This is a genomic window from Moorena sp. SIO1G6 (genome assembly GCF_010672795.1).
Classification (GTDB): Bacteria; Cyanobacteriota; Cyanobacteriia; order Cyanobacteriales; family Coleofasciculaceae; genus Moorena; species Moorena producens.
Genome location: NZ_JAAHFZ010000010.1, coordinates 127,671 through 144,139, shown reverse-complemented (window position 1 = coordinate 144,139; position 16,469 = coordinate 127,671). Strand labels below are relative to the sequence as shown.

Below are 16,469 nucleotides of genomic sequence, written 5' to 3'. Positions count from 1 at the left end.
GGGTGACATGCAAGCTGAAATCCTTACTCGGTAGTCATTTTAGCCCATAAGTTACTTCAGGTGCGCTTTCCGTTGGCGAATTAAATTCGCCACGGGTCGCACCTGAAAGATACATGGTGTTTTGGGCTGACACTGCACGTAGTTATAAGGGTTTAAGCTTCCAGAAAGCGATGCAGCGCGGTCTTGGGGAGGCAGCGCGGTCTTGGGAGTCTCCCCCATGAGCGACTGCCGTGGTTTCCCCCACTCGCTATTGCATCAAGACAATGAATCGAGGGTCAATTTCCCACTGTATCAAGCCATAGCTCATTGGCATCAAAGCCTTATATAGTGGGCTTTTCAGGGCTCATGTCACCCCCTCAGATGATTTACCTGACTGACAAAAGGCGGTGACTGTTTTGTCAAACTGTTTGTCAGATGGATGTTTGAGGGATTAAAAAAAGCTGAGTGGGAGCCAGCGTTCTTTGATGCGCGATGGCACTCAAAACCATAGGAACGCACTCGAAAAAAACTCCCGCCTCTACAATGCCCTGAATACCTGGCACCGGTCTTGCCAGTCCCTGGGCACACAAAGCCCATCTAACGGTCTGTCTATGGATGGTGGTAGCCAAGATCCATAGTGGTGAAGTTAATCTGACCCGCTGGATATCCTATCTACCCTGCCTCCGACAGTATACTCACAGTAAGCACAGACGGGTCCGTCGATGGGTAAAGTCTACTTTTTAGAGTTTTTTCCGAGATAAGTTTGCTCCTCGCAGGTTTGCACCTCTGAAAAAATTCTTTCCTCTTAAATCCTGGCCTTCGAAGCGCTGCTCTGATAAATCCTTACTCATAGCATCCGTTTCTCTATCCACAAGTCTCTCAGTATGGAGTTAAATCTAAACTTCTTTCCGCAGACAGCACCCTTAATCAATCCAAAAATGGGAGTATTTTTTGTATTGTAGCTACAATCATAGTAAATTTACTGAACTTGATACTTGTGTCAAAGCAAACTTCAACTTTTCTTAAGAAAGAACGTTGATTAACCCCATTGAATTGGAGTGAGAGCATTGCGGATCGTGATCAATTGGTCGGTCAGATTTTTGAATCGGAGTCGGAATTAGCTTACCACGTGACTGTAGGAATTGAGGCAATAGGAGAGCGCAACGGACATAAGGTTGAGTGTGTTAACCTGCAAGGTGTAAAATAATCCTTTACAAACATCTCTTTTTTTCTCTGGGACTACTTAATGAATATAAAGAAGGCAAAACCTTTACAGGCTGTGAATCTATTGAATCACCAACTTTCCCAGAACTAAAACTAACTGTTGACCAGCTGGTCAAGGCCGGAACATAAATCTTTAGTGGCTCTACCGAAGTAAAATACGACATATTAGGGGATAACAATAATGAAACTATTCTACTACCAATACTCACCGAAACGATTCCCTGGTGGTCTCAATAACTTCGGCGATGACCTAAACCCTTGGCTATGGCAACAGTTAATCCCTAACTTACTAGATGACGATGAAAGCACCGCCTTTGTTGGAATCGGTACCCTCCTAAATAATTTACTCCCCAAGCGTTTACCCAATGCTCGCCGAATCATCATTTTTAGTACCGGAGTCGGTTATGAAAAGTTACCAAAACTCCAAGATTCCTGGACAATTTACTGTGTAAGAGGACCCCTCTCAGCCAAAGCCTTAGACATTTCCCCTCAATTAGCCGTTACCGATGGAGCAGTGCTAGTCAGACGACTCTTCCATCCAACCAGTCAAAAAATCCATCAATTTGCCGTTATGCCCCATGCTAAATCTGCCAGATATGGCGGTCAAGCCTGGCATCAAATTTGTGAACAAATCGGCTTTAAGTATATTGACCCTAGTTTGCCTGTCGAGCAAGTATTATCTGCCATCAGCAAAACCAACATCTTACTAACAGAAGCTATGCATGGAGCCATTGTAGCCGATGCCCTACGAATTCCTTGGATTCCCATCTGCACTAATCCAACTATATTGGCATTTAAATGGCAGGATTGGTGCTTATCCGTTGGTTTGAAATACCAACCCCAATATATCATGCCTCTTTGGGATTTATATCCTAGAACAGCACGGGGAATTCGTTCCTCAATCCGTTATGCTCACTTTTGGTTTAATTGGCTCAAACAAGATCAGTTGCGTTCAGTCAAGACACTTTGGGGTGAAAAACAACAATTAATCGCTACTCAACTATTCAGAATCGCTCAAACTACATCTCCCTACTTAAGTAATGACCATCGGATCGAGCAACTTACCACTCAATTGGAAGAAAAATTAGATAAATTGAAATCAAGGATGACTTATCAAGAATGAATTATCAATTTTGGGGTTGCTGAACTAAGGAATGTAATGATATCAAGTAACCTTCTATCAGTGAAAAATTCCCGATTCCCGTTCCCCTCCTGGGAGGGGTTAGGGGTGGGTTCCGATTCCCGATTCCCGTTCCCCTCCTGGGAGGGGTTAGGGGTGGGTTCCGATTCCCGATTCCCGATTATTGCCGATTTTCCACACTCCGATAACGGAGCCATTCAGCGATAAAAGCAACTGCACCTGATACCAGGATTAGCAAAACACTAAGAGCATTTATATCTGGTTTAACACCAGTGCGGATGCGGCTAAAGATTTCCATGGGTAGGGTAGTTGCACCAGTCCCAGCGGTAAAACTAGAAATCAGAAAATCATCCATACTTAGGACAAAAGACAATAAACAACCAGCAATAATCCCTGGCATCAATTCCGGTAGTAAGATTTTTATAAAAGCTTGTAGAGGCGTTGCTCCTAAATCGAGGGCTGCTTCTTCTAGGTGAGGGTCAAGCTGGGTGATACGGGAGGAAACAACAATGGCAATATAAGCCAAACAGAAAACTATATGAGCTGCTATGATAGTCCACAGACTCAGAGGAATAGCCATAACTGCCAAAAAGATGAGAGTTGCCACTGCGATCGCAATATCTGGGATAATCAGGGGTAAGTAGGATATCCCTCGATACAAGCGTTTCCCTGGAAAGTGGTAACGGGCTAAACCGACTGCCATCATGGTACCCAATACCGCAGAAATCCCTACTGCCACTAGCGCTACCGTGAGACTATTGAATAGTGCGGTCTTTACACTCTCGTCCTCCCATAGTTTTAGGTACCACTTAAACGTGAATCCCTGCCACTGGGCGCTGTATTTAGAGTCATTGAAGCTATAAAACGTCAGTACCAGCAGGGGTAGGTACATATAAAAGAACATCACCAGGGAGAAAATACCTTGCCAAGAAACCCGGAGTTTTGGTTGAGAGTTTACCATGTCTAGGGTAAGCTCCTCCTGCTGATGGTATAGTTGTTCATTAGTCATTAGTTATTCGTCAATTGTTACTTGTTACTTGTTACTTGTTACTTGTTACTTGTTACTTGTTACTTGTTACTTGTTACTTGTTACTTGTTAATTAATTTTAAGTTTATAGTTAAAATTTTCCATTTTTATGAATGCAAACATTTTCTTTTGATAGGGATCCCTGTAGGAATTGTGAGAATTGTTGATCCGAATTTCTCTACTCCCTACTCCCTACTCCCTACTCCCTACTCCCTACTCCCTACTCCCTACTCCCTACTCCCTACTCCCTACTCCCTACTCCCTACTCCCTACTCCCTACTCCCTTTACTATAGTGCTAGGGCTGTGCTTTTGGATCACCATACTTAATCAAAAGTGCGATCGCTATACTCACCACCAAAATTAACATCATACTCAAAGCTGACCCAAATCCCCAGTTTTGAGTAGCTCCTAAAAACTGGTTATAAATCAATCTTGCTCCAGTCATACTCGATGCTCCCCCTAGCAATTCCGGATTAACAAAATCCCCTAATCCAGAGATAAATACCAGCAAAGAACCTGCAGCAATTCCTGGTAGAGTTTGGGGTACGGTTACCTTCCAAAACGTTTGATAGGGATTTGCCCCTAAATCTGCCGCCGCTTCTAACAAACGTTTGTCTAATTTTTCTATAGACGCATAGAGAATCAACACCATATATGGCAGAAAGCTGTAAGCCATGGCAATCAATACAGCAGCACTACGATTGAGCAAATCCAACCCTGGTAGTCCAAGACTAGTCAGGACTGTATTGAGAACCCCAGTCGGTCGCAGAATGGTAATCCAGGCATAAGAACGCAGTAGAGAAGATGTCCACAACGGTAAGATAAAACCAAGCAGCAGTAAATTTTGCCACCGCTTGGGTGCTAGCTGAGCAATCCAATAAGCCACAGGAAATCCTAGCAGAAGACAAATCACAGTGGTTCCCATGGCCAAAAAAAGCGATCGCCCTATCACTTGCAAGATTACTGGATCAAATACCCGCAAATAATTATCAATACCAGAGGGATTGACCACATCTCCTGGTCTAATGTTGGGTACCAAACTTAGTTCAAAAATGACTAGGGTTGGCAGCACCAACAACAAAGCTAACCATATACCTGCTGGACTGAGCAATCCTAGGGGTTCTAACCACTGCCATCGTAAGTGTCTCTTATCTTGCATAACTGGGGACTCAGCAATGTTATCAGTAACGCTTTCAGTGTTATTTATCATTAGTTATTAGTCATTAGTTATTAGTCATTATTCCAAGATATATACCATTTTTTAATAAAAATGGTATATTTGATATATAAATTGAAAACTATTCAAAATGTGCTTGATTCTTTAGGATTTTATCACTCTAATTCTTGGAATGTTATTTGTTATCTATAGCAATTATCAATAGCGTTACGCTCTTTTTTAGAGGTATTTTGAATGGTATGTTTATTTCTGCCGTTCCGTACTAGTTTCCTAAACTTTAGGGTGTTAAAAAGGGCTAATTCCTAACTCCTAACCACTGGTCAACTTAGTCCAGTAGCGGTCATAAAGTTCGCTAACTTCGTCAACAGGTGCAAGACCTTCACAACGTTCTAACGCTGATGATTCTGGAAACAAACTTTGATCCTCTTGGATTTCACGGGACAATAGCTTAAAGGCTTTTTGGTTTGGTGTGGCGAAGCTCAAGCGTTCACAAATTTGAGCAGCAACATCTGCTTCTAACATAAAGTTAATCCAAGCGTAGGCACCCTCAAGATTGGGAGCTGTTTTAGGAATTGCCAAGGTATCGGTCCACAAGGAAGAACCGCTTTTCGGTAGCACATACTGCAAATCTGGGTTTTCTGCCATGATTTCAGCAGCATCCGAGGAGTAACACATCGCAATCCATAAATCCCCACTCAGAATTTGCGATCGCCAAGCATCAGAAGAAAATGAAGCAATACTTGGTTTTAACTGCACCAACGTTTCATAGGCTTTTTTAATCTCCTGGGGATTGGTAGAGTTGTACGAGTAACCCAACATTTTCAAAGTGGCACCCATCACTTCTCGCACATCGTTGAGCAAAGTCATCCGTCTCGATAATTTGTCTTTATATTGCCAAAGATAGCTCCAATCCTCCGGTACTTTAGATAGTTTTTTGGAGTTGTAAATCAAACCCGTTGTTCCCCAGCTCAGAGGAATACTGTGCAAATTGTTGGGGTCATATATAGGATTGAGGAACTTAGAAAAAAGTCGATTCATTCCGATGATGCGTTCAAAGTCCAGTTTGAGCAACAGATCCAACTCAACCATCTTCCGCACCATGTAGTCAGACGGGTAGATAATGCTATAGGCTCCGCCCCCAGAAGCCTGAAGTCGAGCAAGCATAGCTTCGTTGGAATCAAAGACATCGACTAAAGCTTTGATTCCAGTTATTTCGGTAAAGCGGTCTAGTAGCTCATCATCGGTATAGTTAGTCCAAGTGTAGATAAATAGTTTATTTCTGTCACCTGGTGAAGGAGGTGTTGGTTTCACCTTAGCTAGAGTCCAGCCACATCCAGACAGGGTTAGACCTGATAGGGTAGCGACAGTGGCTAGCTGTAAAAAGTTGCGCCTTGTAGGGCGTTTTAGGAATGATTGTCGATCCTTAGAAAGCACGATTGAAAAGGTTTAAGGTTGAGGTTTGTTGTTGCCCAGGCGTCCGAAGTAGGGTAGGTTTAATAAAGTTATTCAAAACCGATTACCGATTACCCATTACCCCAAAATGGATAGGATAATTAATCCACCAAAATTGATTTAGTAAACAACTAAAAATATCTGGCTTTCCTGAGCACTATTTTGCCAGCAAACTAGGCTCAAAAACTACCGAAATCTTTAAATTATTCCGCCAACACGCGACAATCCGTGGGTGCCCAACGAGCATAAATTGTCGTGTTAGGGTCTGGTAACTTGTTATTGGTGTTGGCCAGTATGACTCTGAGACAGTCGCCACTGAGTAACTCCACCACACATTGAATATGAGTACCCAGGTACATCGCGTGTTTGAGACGTCCTTCAAAGCAATTCATAGTAGTAGTAGTTGTTGTTACTGTTGGCGGGGAAAGACTCAGGCGAATTTTCTCTGGTCGTACACCTACTACAATATCCTGAGGATTAGAATTATCCAGGACTTCTCTAACGGATGGAGACTCAACCACAATCTTGATACCAGTCTTGGTGGTAATTTCGAGTGAGTCGGCATCGGACCGTTGCAGACGACCTTTAAATAAATTGGTATCACCGATAAAGTCCGCCACAAAGGTTGTCCGAGGATTTTCATAGATTTCTCTGGGGGAACCAACTTGCTCAATTTTACCTGCACGCATCACAGCGATACGGTCAGAAAGACTCATGGCTTCGTCTTGGTCGTGGGTCACCATCACAAAGGTTAACCCCAGGTCTTGATGGAGATTTGAAAGTTCCACCTGCATCTGTTTGCGTAGCTTGAAATCTAGGGCTCCCAAGGGTTCATCCAACAACAGTACCGCTGGTCGATTAACTAACGCTCGGGCCAATGCCACTCGTTGCTGTTGACCCCCAGACAGTTGAGGGGGATACCGATTCGCCAATCCCTCTAGTTTCACTTGTTTGAGGGCTGCTTTGACTCGTTCCTCAACCTCCAATGAGGGTAGCTTTTTTAGCCGTAGACCGAAGGCAATATTTTCGGATACACTCAGGTGATTGAATAGAGCATAACTTTGAAAGACCGTATTGACAGGTCGGCGGTGTGGTGGAATATGATTCATCGAGCGTCCCTGAATCATTACTTCCCCAGCTGAAGGCATCTCAAATCCTGCTACTAAACGCAAGGTTGTAGTTTTGCCACAGCCAGACGGACCAAGAATGCTAAAAAATTCTCCTTGACGGATACTTAAGTCAACACCACGGACAACGGTCTCGGTGTCGAACACTTTAAAAACCTTGCGGAGTTCAACATCAAGTTTAGCTGTAGTCGTAGCAGTCGGACGTGGTTCTTTAACAGTCGTTTGAAACATGGTGGTTATTTCAGCAGTAGTGATGCCCCCAGAGTCATGCCTCGTCTGTCTGCATCTGTGCAACACGGTTTCTCTCCTTGGGTTTATTTTATCCTCGAACCTAAAAATACTCCTGCAGTAGCTAAACAGATCTGCACTGATCCAGTAGCTGAGGTGCGGAAGTAAATTGCTGGGTATTAGGCTTGACTAGGAGATATTAGGCTAATGGTAAGAGCTATTGAACAGGGGCAAATCAGAGCCTCCTTAATCAAGGATTTGGGGCGGCTGTAGGCTAACCGGTGTGGGCAATTAATCGGGCATGTTCCAATTTTGCTCACTACACCCGGTCACCGTAAACCCCATATCCAGTTTTAACCGACAAGCTTGGGGCGTGAGTCCTGTTGTTTTGTTGTCAATTGTCAATCCTTAATTCTTAATTGAAAAGGGGGACGTATTGGGAATCCAAGCCAATAGGTTACTGCATTGATCAGGTGACTATTCGCCTTAATTGCCCAATCCCGTGTTCTCCAAGTCCGATTCCCCATTCTCAGACCTCTCACGATGACATTAATTCAGCCTTCCTTATCTCCATTTGCAGTATATCGATCTAATTCCCGCACTGTCGGACGCAAATACCAATCCGTAGTGATTATGGTACTGATGAGCCTATTCTTGCTGGGGGGAATTGGTTCCCGTTTAGCTTATTTACAGCTAGTTCAAGGGGAACGCAACCAAAAGCTGGCAGAAAATAATCGGATTCGTCTGATTCCCAAGCCCCCTATACGGGGCAATATTTTTGACCGTAAGGGAAGAGTATTAGCTAGCTATCGGTTGTCTCACTCGGTATTTGTATGGCCGATGGTTCTTAGGCAGGAGCAATGGCCCCAAACTCGCAAACGCCTGTCCCAAATTTTGAAGATACCAGACGCTGAGATTCAAAAGCGTCTGGAACAAGCGGGCTATAACTCTCCTTACCTACTTCGGATTGCCCGTGGTGTTACTCCCGCTCAAGTTACTGCCTTGGCTGAGTACAGCAATGAATTACAGGGGATAGAGGTGGATATTGATGCAGTGCGGTACTATCCCCATGGGAAGCTATCGGCTCATGTTCTAGGTTATACTGGAGAGTTAGACTATGAAGAGCTGCAACGGCGTAAAGCGGACGGCTACCGCCTCGGTGATGTGGTTGGCAAAATGGGGGTGGAGAAGTCCTATGAGCATCTGCTACGGGGAGAATGGGGCGGTCAGCAAGTAGAAGTTGATGGTGCTGGACGAGTCGTCAGGGTTCTGGGTCAGAAACAGGCAAAACCGGGTAAACCTATCCATATAAGCATCGATCTAGACGTGCAGAAGGCAGCCGAGGCAGCATTAGGCGATCGCAAAGGGGCAGTCGTGGCTATAGACCCCAACACCGGTGCTGTCCTCGCAATGGTTTCTCGTCCAACCTTTGACCCGAATATTTTCTCGACTCGCATCACCTCAGAAACCTGGCGAAAGCTACAAGGCAGAGGGAATCCGTTTATCAACCGGGCAATGCGAGGGTTTCCTCCAGCCAGTACATTTAAGGTAGTCACGGCTTCGGCGGGTATGGAATCTGGTCGGTATTCTCCCAGAACTGTTTTACAGACTTATCCTTACCTTTATGTGGGTGGTCATGCCTTTGGGGAGTGGAACCGAGCCGGATTTGGTCCAATGGGATTTGTGGGTGCTATGGCTTGGAGCAGTAACACCTTCTTTGGTCAAATCGGTCGAGGGGTTGGGGGGAAAACCCTGATTGAATGGGCTCGTAGATATGGCTTTGGTGAAAAAACTGGTATTGAGTTATCTGGGGAATCCCGTGGTTTGATAGTGGATGATGCCTGGAAGCGGAAAAACTACAATTGGGGATGGACCGTGGGAGATACCATAAATATGTCTATTGGTCAAGGGTTTACCCTAGGAACACCCTTACAATCCTCAGTGATGTTTTCTGTAGTTGCCAATGGCGGCTATCGGGTTAAACCTCACTTGCTCAAGAACAATCAGGATGCCATCAAAGGGCGAGTGTCCATAAATATGAAGCCATCAACGATTCAAACCCTGCGCCGAGGATTGCGAGCTGTGGTTACTGGGGGAACAGGAGCGGCATTGAGGGTGCCAGAGTTACCTCCTGCCGCTGGTAAGAGTGGAACAGCAGAGGCTCCTCCTGGCAAAGCTCATGCTTGGTTTGGTGGTTTTGCACCCTATGATAAACCCGAGATTGCGGTTGTTGCTTTTGTGGAACATTCCGGCGGCGGTGGAGGTTCAGTGGCAGGACCGATTGTGCGCCAGGTGATGGAGGCTTATTTCAAGCATAATTAGTGATTGAAACTCTGGTTAGTCACTTTTGAATCAGGACTAACCACCATTTTTGAATTCAAAATGAATAGCTTGATAATTTTGAATTGTTGACACCGGATACAAGCCCCTATTTTTGAATTGGAGCGAAGCGATGTTTCAAACCCCCGAATTAATTCCTGGGGTATTTTTGAATTTTGAATTTATAATTTTGAATTGGAGCGAAGCGACTTGACTCAAGGTGTTGACATTATCTGAATTCCCTGAGTCGATAACTTGGTCACCCAAAATTCCAAATCTGGGTCAGTAATATCAATGCTTACTTTCTGTTGAATTTCCTGGGCTTGCTCCTGGGACTCGCACAGGGCAAATACCGTCGGACCGGAACCAGACATCATGGTTCCTATGGCACCGCTATTCTCAAAGGCTTTCCGTAGTTCCAAGACTTGGGGGTGATTGGGTAACACCACTTTCTCTAAATCATTGCGCAATAGTTTTCCTATCTTTCCCCCATCCTTATTGAGGATTTCCTTAACCATCGGACCACTATGAAAACGATTAGCACGGGATTCTAAGTCCTCAAGCTCCCGGATATAGGTTTCCCCAAACTGAGCCCGATAAGTCTGATAAGCCCAAGCAGTAGAAACCATCAGACTGCGGTATTTCCCCAAGACGACATATAGAGAATCCAGTCCCGGTAGGGCAGACAGCCGTTCACCTCTGCCCAGAGCTAGAGCAGTGCCACCAGCAAGGCAAAACGGCACATCCGATCCAAGCTGTGCTGCCAATTGTTCTAATTCCGGGTGGGTTAATCCCAATTGCCACAACATATCGATTCCTACTAACACAGCCGCTGCATCCGTGGAGCCACCAGCTAGTCCAGCGGCTACAGGAATTCGCTTGTGGATAGTAATTTCTACACCGCCCAAGTTAGCAAAATACTCAGGAAACTCCTCCCACATCAAGGCAGCTGCTTTATAAGCGAGGTTGCTTTCATCCGTTGGCACTTCGGGATGATGACAGTGGACTTTAATCTCCTGTGTACCAATGGCACGGATGTCGATTTGATCAGCTAATTCGATGCTTTGGAGAATCATTGCGAGTTCGTGATAACCATCACCCGCATCACCGAGGATTTCCAAATACAGATTGATTTTAGCTGGGGCATTTAGGGAGTATGAATGCATTCTTTATGGTGATCTGATTGGCTAGGGCTATCCATTGAGCAACACTAAGGTCTTCGGCTCGGGCTTGAGGGCTTATTTCTAATTGTTCCAGCAATTGGGTGATGCGATCGCGTTCAATTACAGATTTTAAATTATTGCGCAACATTTTACGTTTGCTGCCAAAGCCCAGTTTCAATAGTGTCTCTAAGCATCTGGGGTCAGAAGCTGGTGGTTCGGCTAGGCTCGGATGTAACCGCACGACAGCGGAATCGACCTTGGGGGGAGGAGAGAAGGCCGACCCAGGTACATCGCAAATCAATTCACATTCGGCGAGATACTGCACCCGCACTGATAATGCCCCGAATTGTCTAGAACTGGGTTTGGCATATAACCGCTGAGCTACTTCTTTTTGCACTAGCAGCACGATTAAATCAAACCCTGGCACAGCTGGCTGAGTAATGGTACCTAGTAACTTTTCCAGAATCGGACCGGTAATATTATAGGGGATATTGGCAACCACTTTATTAGGTTTTTGGAAATTGGAAAAGTTAGCTAACAAGGTATCTAATTCTAGGGATAGAAAGTCCCCTTGCAGCAGTAAAAAATTATCTATTTTACCGAGTTTTTTAACTAATAATCGGCACAAGTCTCGATCAATTTCTACGGCCACTACAGACTGAACAAAAGGCAGTAAGCGCTGGGTAAGAATGCCAGTACCCGGACCAATTTCTAGAATGCGATCGCTTTTTTGTAAATTAGCAGCTGTCACGATTTGGTTCAGTGCCTCCTCGCTACGCAGCCAATGTTGAGCAAATTTTTTACGAGCTTTTAAGGTCATTGCCCAATTTTATAGCATTTCTCAATTCAGTACCCAATTGTTAAGCATATGCCCTACGCGCAGGCTACGCCAACAGCTATCAGCTCTCAGCTCTCAGCTTATGGGCTATGGGCAAGCTTATTGAGTAGGAAACCGTTAATAATAAAAGAGGTAAGCATTGGAATAATGCTGAGTTACGTCTTTAGAATAAAAGAGGTAAGCATTGGAATAATGCTGAGTTACGGAAAGCACCTCAATTAGCTTTGCCAACGGCCAACGGCTGACTGCTGACTGCTGACTGCTTACATCACGTCTAATCAGGTTTATCCCATAAATGTTAGTGTTTAATTAACCAGTAACAAGTAAGCAAGTTCCTTGAATTATCAGTAGTAAACCGACGAACAGGAGCTCAAAGGTTCATCAATTTATTTCCAGGAAGTTCTGGAACAAACCTTGGTTTTGCCAGGCGTAATTCTTGGCAACACGCTTTAACTGGGCAATATTGCTCCGAGTCGCATCATCCATTGTGTCATTAGTGATTTGCGGTTGTAGACGCAGGTAACGAGAAACTGTTGCATCCTCAGATTCTAAGCTACCGATCAACTCTTTGGTAATATACCGGTGAATGTCAGAAGGAGCATCAAATAGCACTTCAATCAATCGTCCTTGCCATCCCCATTGTCCCAATCCCCAGCCTCTAGCTTTTTCCCAAGGAATGGGGCGGTTGGATTCTCCTGTGCCAATCGAGATGATAGAAATTTCCTTAAGGGAATGATTTAACCGGATCGCTTCAGCTAATGCACAGCTTGAGGGATTATTCGCCCCAACTCCACCATCAATCGCTGAGTAAGTCTTGCTTTGAGTCTTGAGTTGATGGGCTGGAAAATAGGTGGGGGCAGATGCGGAACAGACACAGGCTTCCCACAAGGGAACATGGAAATAATCTTTGTCTTCACGCCAGCTTTTAAATATTATCGGCATGCGACTCATAGTGTCGTAGGCTGTGATCAACAGCCGAGGTGAATCGTAGATATCCGACAGCTTGGTCGTTCCAAACTGCTCTTTCATCACCTCAATTAACCCCTGATTGGAGTGTTTAGGAGCAGAAAGACCATACTTAAGGATAACCTTCAGCCGCTTTAGTGAAAAACGGCTGGTGTAGCGGAAAATTCTTTCCCCTTTCTGTTCATAAAGTCTAATCATCTCTCGGCTGGGGATGCCAGTGGCAATCCCGGCAGCCAAGATTGAACCGGTGGAGGTACCTGCAATTAAATCAAAATACTTGTTGAGGGGCTGGTTAATCTCTTTCTCTAATTCTGCCAAGATTACTGCTGCGATAACGCCCCGAATACCACCGCCATCTAAGCTGAGTATGCGAAAAGTCATGATTCCCCTATAAACCCACGATGTTGAATTATTCCTCCTAACTATTGTGACGGGTTCTAGTCACTTCCAGGGTGATCTTACCTCCAAAATCGGGAATGGGGGCACCAGGTTTGCTTAACTGCACCTGGACTTGCTCCACCTTATCGAATTCTAGGATCGCATTAGCAATTTTAACTACCAATTTTTCGATCAGGGCACATTTTGAGGTTTTAACCAAATGCTTGACAGTATCAATAGTTTGCCGATAATCCATGGTATCCCTAAGGTCATCACTTTCTCCCGCAGGGCTTAGATCTAGCCACATGGTCAGGTCTACTTCAAACCACTGTCCTAGGGTCTGTTCTTCGGGTAGGTAGCCAGTGTAGCCGTAGCAGCGAATATTGCTTAGTTTAATACAGTCCATCATTTGTCAAGTTTTCCCTCATCTATCTCCTATCACCAACTTGACACTCCCCGCCTTGCGCATAGCGGGGATTCCTAGATCAACGAACCGCCTTAAACCGCCGAGTTCCTATCTTTGACTCTGCCAAAAATGGGACAGTACAAAACCGGCAAATCCGTTCAAGACCAAATTCCCAGTCAATTCACGACAGACCCAGAGGGCAGTTCTTCTTAGGCGTTTAAGTACTTATTGGAAGTGCCTTAAAAAGTCTGTTTCTCTTCCTTTCCTCAGGTTTCGGTGTGCCCCACCGTACCTTGCTTATCGTGCATAGTGATTGTTTTGGGTTCACACGCCAACTGTTAATTGACGATTAGGTTTTTTAAGAGGACTTTCCTTACCCTCTAGGCATTACTTTTTTATGGTCAATCAGTGACGGGTCTCTCTCCCGGCTGAGCCAACGGTTTTGCAGCCTGTACCGATCAATATTATACAACAAACTTCTTGTATAATATTGATTTTTTCTCTTGTTTCAATCAAAAGCCGTCCTAGAAGGATTTAAAGTTACCGTAAGAGAGGGTCGCCTTAATTATCAAGTTTTAACCTTTTTGCGCGAGACCGACCCACCTTAAAGGCGACCCTCTCTAAGGCGCGCGTCTCTAGGGGCGCGATTACCCCAAATTTTTGGGAAAAAATTGCGATTAGCGCTACTACTTTGGGCTAATCCCGTTTCAAATCTAATGTTTAAAAATCAGAATTGCTGGAGTCTACTACCAGAATTGTTGTCTCAAGTAAACCCCTAGCATACAACCATTGCGTCAGTCCGCTCCTTTATTAGATTTCTACTCAAGCAATCCATAACCAGGGACTTGTGTTTTATAGTCTTAGTCTGTTCCAGTCTCTAAGGATACTGCTGGAGAAAGGGGTTTACCGATTTGGGGTTCGGTACCTCTAACTATACGCTGAATGTTACTGCGGTGACGGATGATGACATATATGCCAGCAGCAATACCAAATAACTCATAGGCAAGAGGAGCTTTGGTAAGGTACATCAGTAGGGAAACAGCGATCGCACCAGCAATGGAACTGAGAGAGACAATACGAGAAATTGCCAAGACTACTGCAAATACACCTACGGTTCCTAAGCCTACAGGCCAAGACATGGTCAGGATAACACCTATACTGGTGGCAACGGATTTACCTCCGGTGAAGTTTAGCCAAATGGATTTACTATGACCAAAGATAGCAGCAAACGCAGCTAATGCCACTAACCAGGGTTGCCAGGTTTCAGGCAGTAGGGAAACGTCTGTCAGGGTATAAAAGCCATTGACTAGACTAATAGCCGCTACTCCTTTCAAGGCATCAATCAGTAATACCACCACTGCTGGTCCTTTGCCCACAGTTCTCAATATATTGGTGGCACCAGTTGATCCAGAGCCATGCTCGCGAATATCAATATCTTTAAGCCAGCGTCCTGCTAGGTAACCAGTAGGCAGGGAACCTAATAAATAGGCTGAGATGACTAGTAGCCCACTCCAAGTTAAGTTAAGTACCATTGGTGTCATGTTGAAGATTGTGACAAGATCCGGCAAGAATTCCCCGATCACCACCGCGACGGGTAGCTCGGCTGTAACATTGCTAACTGTTTTGATGTAAAGCGCAAGTGGGGGAAACCCCCGTCGGAGCAACTACATCGATTTTTAAGTTCGCTGAACCTCCCGATTGGCAGCAGTTTCGCGCCTGTTTTGCTAAAATTCAAGCCAGTAAACTAAGTAATTCAATAATCGTCATAGGTATACATCTGCCGAGGATCAGGTGCAAAAGCCAACCATAGGGGAAATTGCAATAATGAGAGACTGATCTTATCTTCGGTTTCGTCAACAATGATTAACGCTAACTTATCCCGTTTGATCAGTCGTTCCGCTTTTTGAACCAGGGCTATTGGATCTTCAAATAGAACAACTCCCCGTTCTGGACCAAAATCACTGCGGGAGATTCCGAGACAGTCCTGTAATCCTCTACGCCATTCTCCCAGTCGTTCTGGGGTGTTGGCCAGCACAAGAGTACTTAGGCGATTGTCATACAGTGTCCGCAACACGGATATAACCGCTGAGGCAATTAAAACATTTTGTAAGCGGCTCCCCATAGTTTGGAGGGCACCACGACCACCTTGGGAAAAAAACCACTGAGACACTTTTTCAGCGTGAATTGGCTCAAAGGTACGACGCAGTTGCCAGGGAGGACCATAATAATCTGGCATTTTTCGATATTGATCCAACAGCTGACGAATCTGTCGGACTTCCTCTTTAAATGCTTGTTCGGCAAATTTTGGGTTGCCTCTGGTCGGGGGTGGTGGTGCTTCTTCTAATTCTGACCGTGGTGCTTCGGTTGGTGGCTGGGAGAGTTCCAGTTGCTCAGCAGCAGCAGCTAGGTCTTGTAAAGAGCCAACCAAATAATCTTTAAAGCCTTGAACCCGAATGGCTAGCTCTTGAGATACACCCGCAAAACTGGTGCGCATTTCTTCACGAATGCGTTCCCGGCGGCGTTCTAGTTGCTCAATAGAAATTTGCAACTTTTGCTTGCGTTGCTCCAGTTCGGTCAGACCTTCAAGTACCATCCGCTCTACAACTGCTTCGGTGCTTCCCAATTCCTTTGAAACCAGTGACTGTTGATGGTTTTGCAGAGCGGCAATTCTCTGTCTCAACTCCTGTTCTTTTTGCTCCAGTTCAGCCACAGTTTGAGCTAAGCTAGCCATTTTTTTGGCTTGATCTGAAGACTGGCCTAGTTGAATTTCACTAACTTTATCCTCCTGCAGCGGCTCATTCGACTGTGTTGGTTTAGCTTTGTCATGGTCTGATAGGGTCAGAGAAATGGGAGGAAGGTCGGGAGCTTGAGAGTTATCCCTAGGAGTAGCCCTATCCTGATCTGGCCAATTTGACTCCTGTGAATTATCTAATCCCTTAACTGCTTGGTTGTTATCTTGCTCTTGTTCTGGGTTTTGTGGGTCTTCGGAATTCATTTAAACTGGTTTATTAATAACTTATGCACTAACTACCTAACGTCTACT

General features: G+C 44.9%; 18 protein-coding genes. 6 read left to right on the top strand and 12 right to left on the bottom strand.

Annotation, left to right across the window (positions count from 1 at the left end):
- Positions 1 to 51: 51 nt before the first annotated feature.
- Entirely contained in the window at positions 52 to 219 is a 168-nt protein-coding gene (locus F6K63_RS12190) for a hypothetical protein (RefSeq protein ID WP_287312244.1), read from the bottom strand.
- 245 nt (positions 220 to 464) lie between these two features.
- Here F6K63_RS12190 and F6K63_RS12185 point away from each other — a divergent pair, with 245 nt between their 5' ends.
- Positions 465 to 617, top strand: a complete 153-nt coding sequence (locus F6K63_RS12185) for a hypothetical protein (RefSeq protein WP_287312242.1) — start codon at positions 465 to 467, stop codon at positions 615 to 617.
- Positions 618 to 719: 102 nt separating this feature from the next.
- Here F6K63_RS12185 and F6K63_RS37205 read toward each other — a convergent pair whose 3' ends face one another.
- A complete protein-coding gene (locus F6K63_RS37205; protein ID WP_353813011.1) occupies positions 720 to 830 on the bottom strand; it encodes a pentapeptide repeat-containing protein in 111 nt (36 codons plus the stop codon).
- Positions 831 to 1,384: 554 nt separating this feature from the next.
- Between F6K63_RS37205 and F6K63_RS12180 the strand changes: the two genes are divergently transcribed.
- Together F6K63_RS12180 and F6K63_RS12175 are read left to right on the top strand one after the other, a co-directional pair.
- The gene (locus F6K63_RS12180; RefSeq protein WP_287312240.1) at positions 1,385 to 2,326 is read left to right on the top strand and encodes a polysaccharide pyruvyl transferase family protein; all 942 of its coding nucleotides are present in this window, start codon (positions 1,385 to 1,387) and stop codon (positions 2,324 to 2,326) included.
- Between the two features lie 36 nt (positions 2,327 to 2,362).
- Complete coding sequence (locus F6K63_RS12175; protein ID WP_131826969.1) at positions 2,363 to 2,551, top strand: hypothetical protein; 189 nt, start codon at positions 2,363 to 2,365, stop codon at positions 2,549 to 2,551.
- Here F6K63_RS12175 and F6K63_RS12170 read toward each other — a convergent pair.
- Positions 2,505 to 3,353, bottom strand: a complete 849-nt coding sequence (locus tag F6K63_RS12170) for an ABC transporter permease (protein WP_008178470.1) — start codon at positions 3,351 to 3,353, stop codon at positions 2,505 to 2,507. The genes F6K63_RS12175 and F6K63_RS12170 overlap by 47 nt on opposite strands.
- Positions 3,354 to 3,524: 171 nt before the next feature.
- On the opposite strand from F6K63_RS12170, the gene F6K63_RS12165 reads away from it, so the two are divergent.
- Positions 3,525 to 3,665, top strand: a complete 141-nt coding sequence (locus F6K63_RS12165; RefSeq protein ID WP_287312239.1) for a hypothetical protein — start codon at positions 3,525 to 3,527, stop codon at positions 3,663 to 3,665.
- A gap of 2 nt (positions 3,666 to 3,667) precedes the next feature.
- Here the strand turns inward: F6K63_RS12165 and F6K63_RS12160 are convergent, their stop codons facing one another.
- The 3 genes from F6K63_RS12160 to F6K63_RS12150 all read right to left on the bottom strand — a co-directional run bounded on the left by F6K63_RS12160 (position 3,668) and on the right by F6K63_RS12150 (position 7,359).
- Positions 3,668 to 4,531: an ABC transporter permease gene (locus F6K63_RS12160; RefSeq protein ID WP_044492088.1), complete on the bottom strand. Its 864-nt coding sequence runs from the start codon at positions 4,529 to 4,531 to the stop codon at positions 3,668 to 3,670.
- A gap of 327 nt (positions 4,532 to 4,858) precedes the next feature.
- Positions 4,859 to 5,983, bottom strand: coding sequence for an ABC transporter substrate-binding protein (locus F6K63_RS12155; RefSeq protein ID WP_287312237.1), 1,125 nt, complete (start codon positions 5,981 to 5,983; stop codon positions 4,859 to 4,861).
- Between the two features lie 221 nt (positions 5,984 to 6,204).
- Positions 6,205 to 7,359 (bottom strand): ABC transporter ATP-binding protein, encoded by a 1,155-nt coding sequence (locus F6K63_RS12150; protein WP_008178464.1) that lies wholly within the window; start codon positions 7,357 to 7,359, stop codon positions 6,205 to 6,207.
- A gap of 36 nt (positions 7,360 to 7,395) precedes the next feature.
- On the opposite strand from F6K63_RS12150, the gene F6K63_RS12145 reads away from it, so the two are divergent.
- The gene (locus tag F6K63_RS12145; RefSeq protein ID WP_267871969.1) at positions 7,396 to 7,524 is read left to right on the top strand and encodes a hypothetical protein; all 129 of its coding nucleotides are present in this window, start codon (positions 7,396 to 7,398) and stop codon (positions 7,522 to 7,524) included.
- Positions 7,525 to 7,899: 375 nt separating this feature from the next.
- Positions 7,900 to 9,678, top strand: a complete 1,779-nt coding sequence (mrdA, locus tag F6K63_RS12140; protein WP_008178460.1) for a penicillin-binding protein 2 — start codon at positions 7,900 to 7,902, stop codon at positions 9,676 to 9,678.
- Positions 9,679 to 9,890: 212 nt separating this feature from the next.
- Here mrdA and ispE read toward each other — a convergent pair whose 3' ends face one another.
- From ispE to F6K63_RS12110, 6 genes are all read right to left on the bottom strand, one after another.
- A complete protein-coding gene (ispE, locus tag F6K63_RS12135; RefSeq protein WP_287312235.1) occupies positions 9,891 to 10,841 on the bottom strand; it encodes a 4-(cytidine 5'-diphospho)-2-C-methyl-D-erythritol kinase in 951 nt (316 codons plus the stop codon).
- Positions 10,810 to 11,658 carry a 16S rRNA (adenine(1518)-N(6)/adenine(1519)-N(6))-dimethyltransferase RsmA gene (gene rsmA / locus F6K63_RS12130; protein ID WP_287312233.1) on the bottom strand — a complete coding sequence of 283 codons (849 nt, stop codon included), beginning with the start codon at positions 11,656 to 11,658 and terminating at the stop codon, positions 10,810 to 10,812. Before rsmA ends, ispE begins: the two co-directional genes overlap by 32 nt.
- Positions 11,659 to 12,057: 399 nt before the next feature.
- Complete coding sequence (locus F6K63_RS12125) at positions 12,058 to 13,023, bottom strand: CBASS cGAMP-activated phospholipase (RefSeq protein WP_287312231.1); 966 nt, start codon at positions 13,021 to 13,023, stop codon at positions 12,058 to 12,060.
- A gap of 37 nt (positions 13,024 to 13,060) precedes the next feature.
- Positions 13,061 to 13,426 (bottom strand): dihydroneopterin aldolase, encoded by a 366-nt coding sequence (gene folB / locus F6K63_RS12120; protein ID WP_287312312.1) that lies wholly within the window; start codon positions 13,424 to 13,426, stop codon positions 13,061 to 13,063.
- Positions 13,427 to 14,286: 860 nt separating this feature from the next.
- Positions 14,287 to 14,958 (bottom strand): glycerol-3-phosphate 1-O-acyltransferase PlsY, encoded by a 672-nt coding sequence (plsY, locus tag F6K63_RS12115; protein ID WP_287312230.1) that lies wholly within the window; start codon positions 14,956 to 14,958, stop codon positions 14,287 to 14,289.
- Between the two features lie 221 nt (positions 14,959 to 15,179).
- A complete protein-coding gene (locus F6K63_RS12110) occupies positions 15,180 to 16,421 on the bottom strand; it encodes a DUF3086 domain-containing protein (RefSeq protein WP_287255865.1) in 1,242 nt (413 codons plus the stop codon).
- Positions 16,422 to 16,469 lie beyond the last annotated feature (48 nt).

Excerpts from the sequence above, each read along its gene's own strand:
- F6K63_RS12190 (WP_287312244.1), bottom strand. The coding sequence starts at position 219 with ATGGGGGAGACTCCCAAGACCGCGCTGCCTCCCCAAGACCGCGCTGCA.
- F6K63_RS12185 (WP_287312242.1), top strand. The coding sequence starts at position 465 with ATGCGCGATGGCACTCAAAACCATAGGAACGCACTCGAAAAAAACTCC.
- F6K63_RS37205 (WP_353813011.1), bottom strand. The coding sequence starts at position 830 with ATGAGTAAGGATTTATCAGAGCAGCGCTTCGAAGGCCAGGATTTAAGA.
- F6K63_RS12180 (WP_287312240.1), top strand. The coding sequence starts at position 1,385 with ATGAAACTATTCTACTACCAATACTCACCGAAACGATTCCCTGGTGGT.
- F6K63_RS12175 (WP_131826969.1), top strand. The coding sequence starts at position 2,363 with ATGATATCAAGTAACCTTCTATCAGTGAAAAATTCCCGATTCCCGTTC.
- F6K63_RS12170 (WP_008178470.1), bottom strand. The coding sequence starts at position 3,353 with ATGACTAATGAACAACTATACCATCAGCAGGAGGAGCTTACCCTAGAC.
- F6K63_RS12160 (WP_044492088.1), bottom strand. The coding sequence starts at position 4,531 with ATGCAAGATAAGAGACACTTACGATGGCAGTGGTTAGAACCCCTAGGA.
- F6K63_RS12150 (WP_008178464.1), bottom strand. The coding sequence starts at position 7,359 with ATGTTTCAAACGACTGTTAAAGAACCACGTCCGACTGCTACGACTACA.
- F6K63_RS12145 (WP_267871969.1), top strand. The coding sequence starts at position 7,396 with ATGCCTCGTCTGTCTGCATCTGTGCAACACGGTTTCTCTCCTTGGGTT.
- mrdA (WP_008178460.1), top strand. The coding sequence starts at position 7,900 with ATGACATTAATTCAGCCTTCCTTATCTCCATTTGCAGTATATCGATCT.
- ispE (WP_287312235.1), bottom strand. The coding sequence starts at position 10,841 with ATGCATTCATACTCCCTAAATGCCCCAGCTAAAATCAATCTGTATTTG.
- rsmA (WP_287312233.1), bottom strand. The coding sequence starts at position 11,658 with ATGACCTTAAAAGCTCGTAAAAAATTTGCTCAACATTGGCTGCGTAGC.
- F6K63_RS12125 (WP_287312231.1), bottom strand. The coding sequence starts at position 13,023 with ATGACTTTTCGCATACTCAGCTTAGATGGCGGTGGTATTCGGGGCGTT.
- folB (WP_287312312.1), bottom strand. The coding sequence starts at position 13,426 with ATGGACTGTATTAAACTAAGCAATATTCGCTGCTACGGCTACACTGGC.
- plsY (WP_287312230.1), bottom strand. The coding sequence starts at position 14,958 with ATGGTACTTAACTTAACTTGGAGTGGGCTACTAGTCATCTCAGCCTAT.
- F6K63_RS12110 (WP_287255865.1), bottom strand. The coding sequence starts at position 16,421 with ATGAATTCCGAAGACCCACAAAACCCAGAACAAGAGCAAGATAACAAC.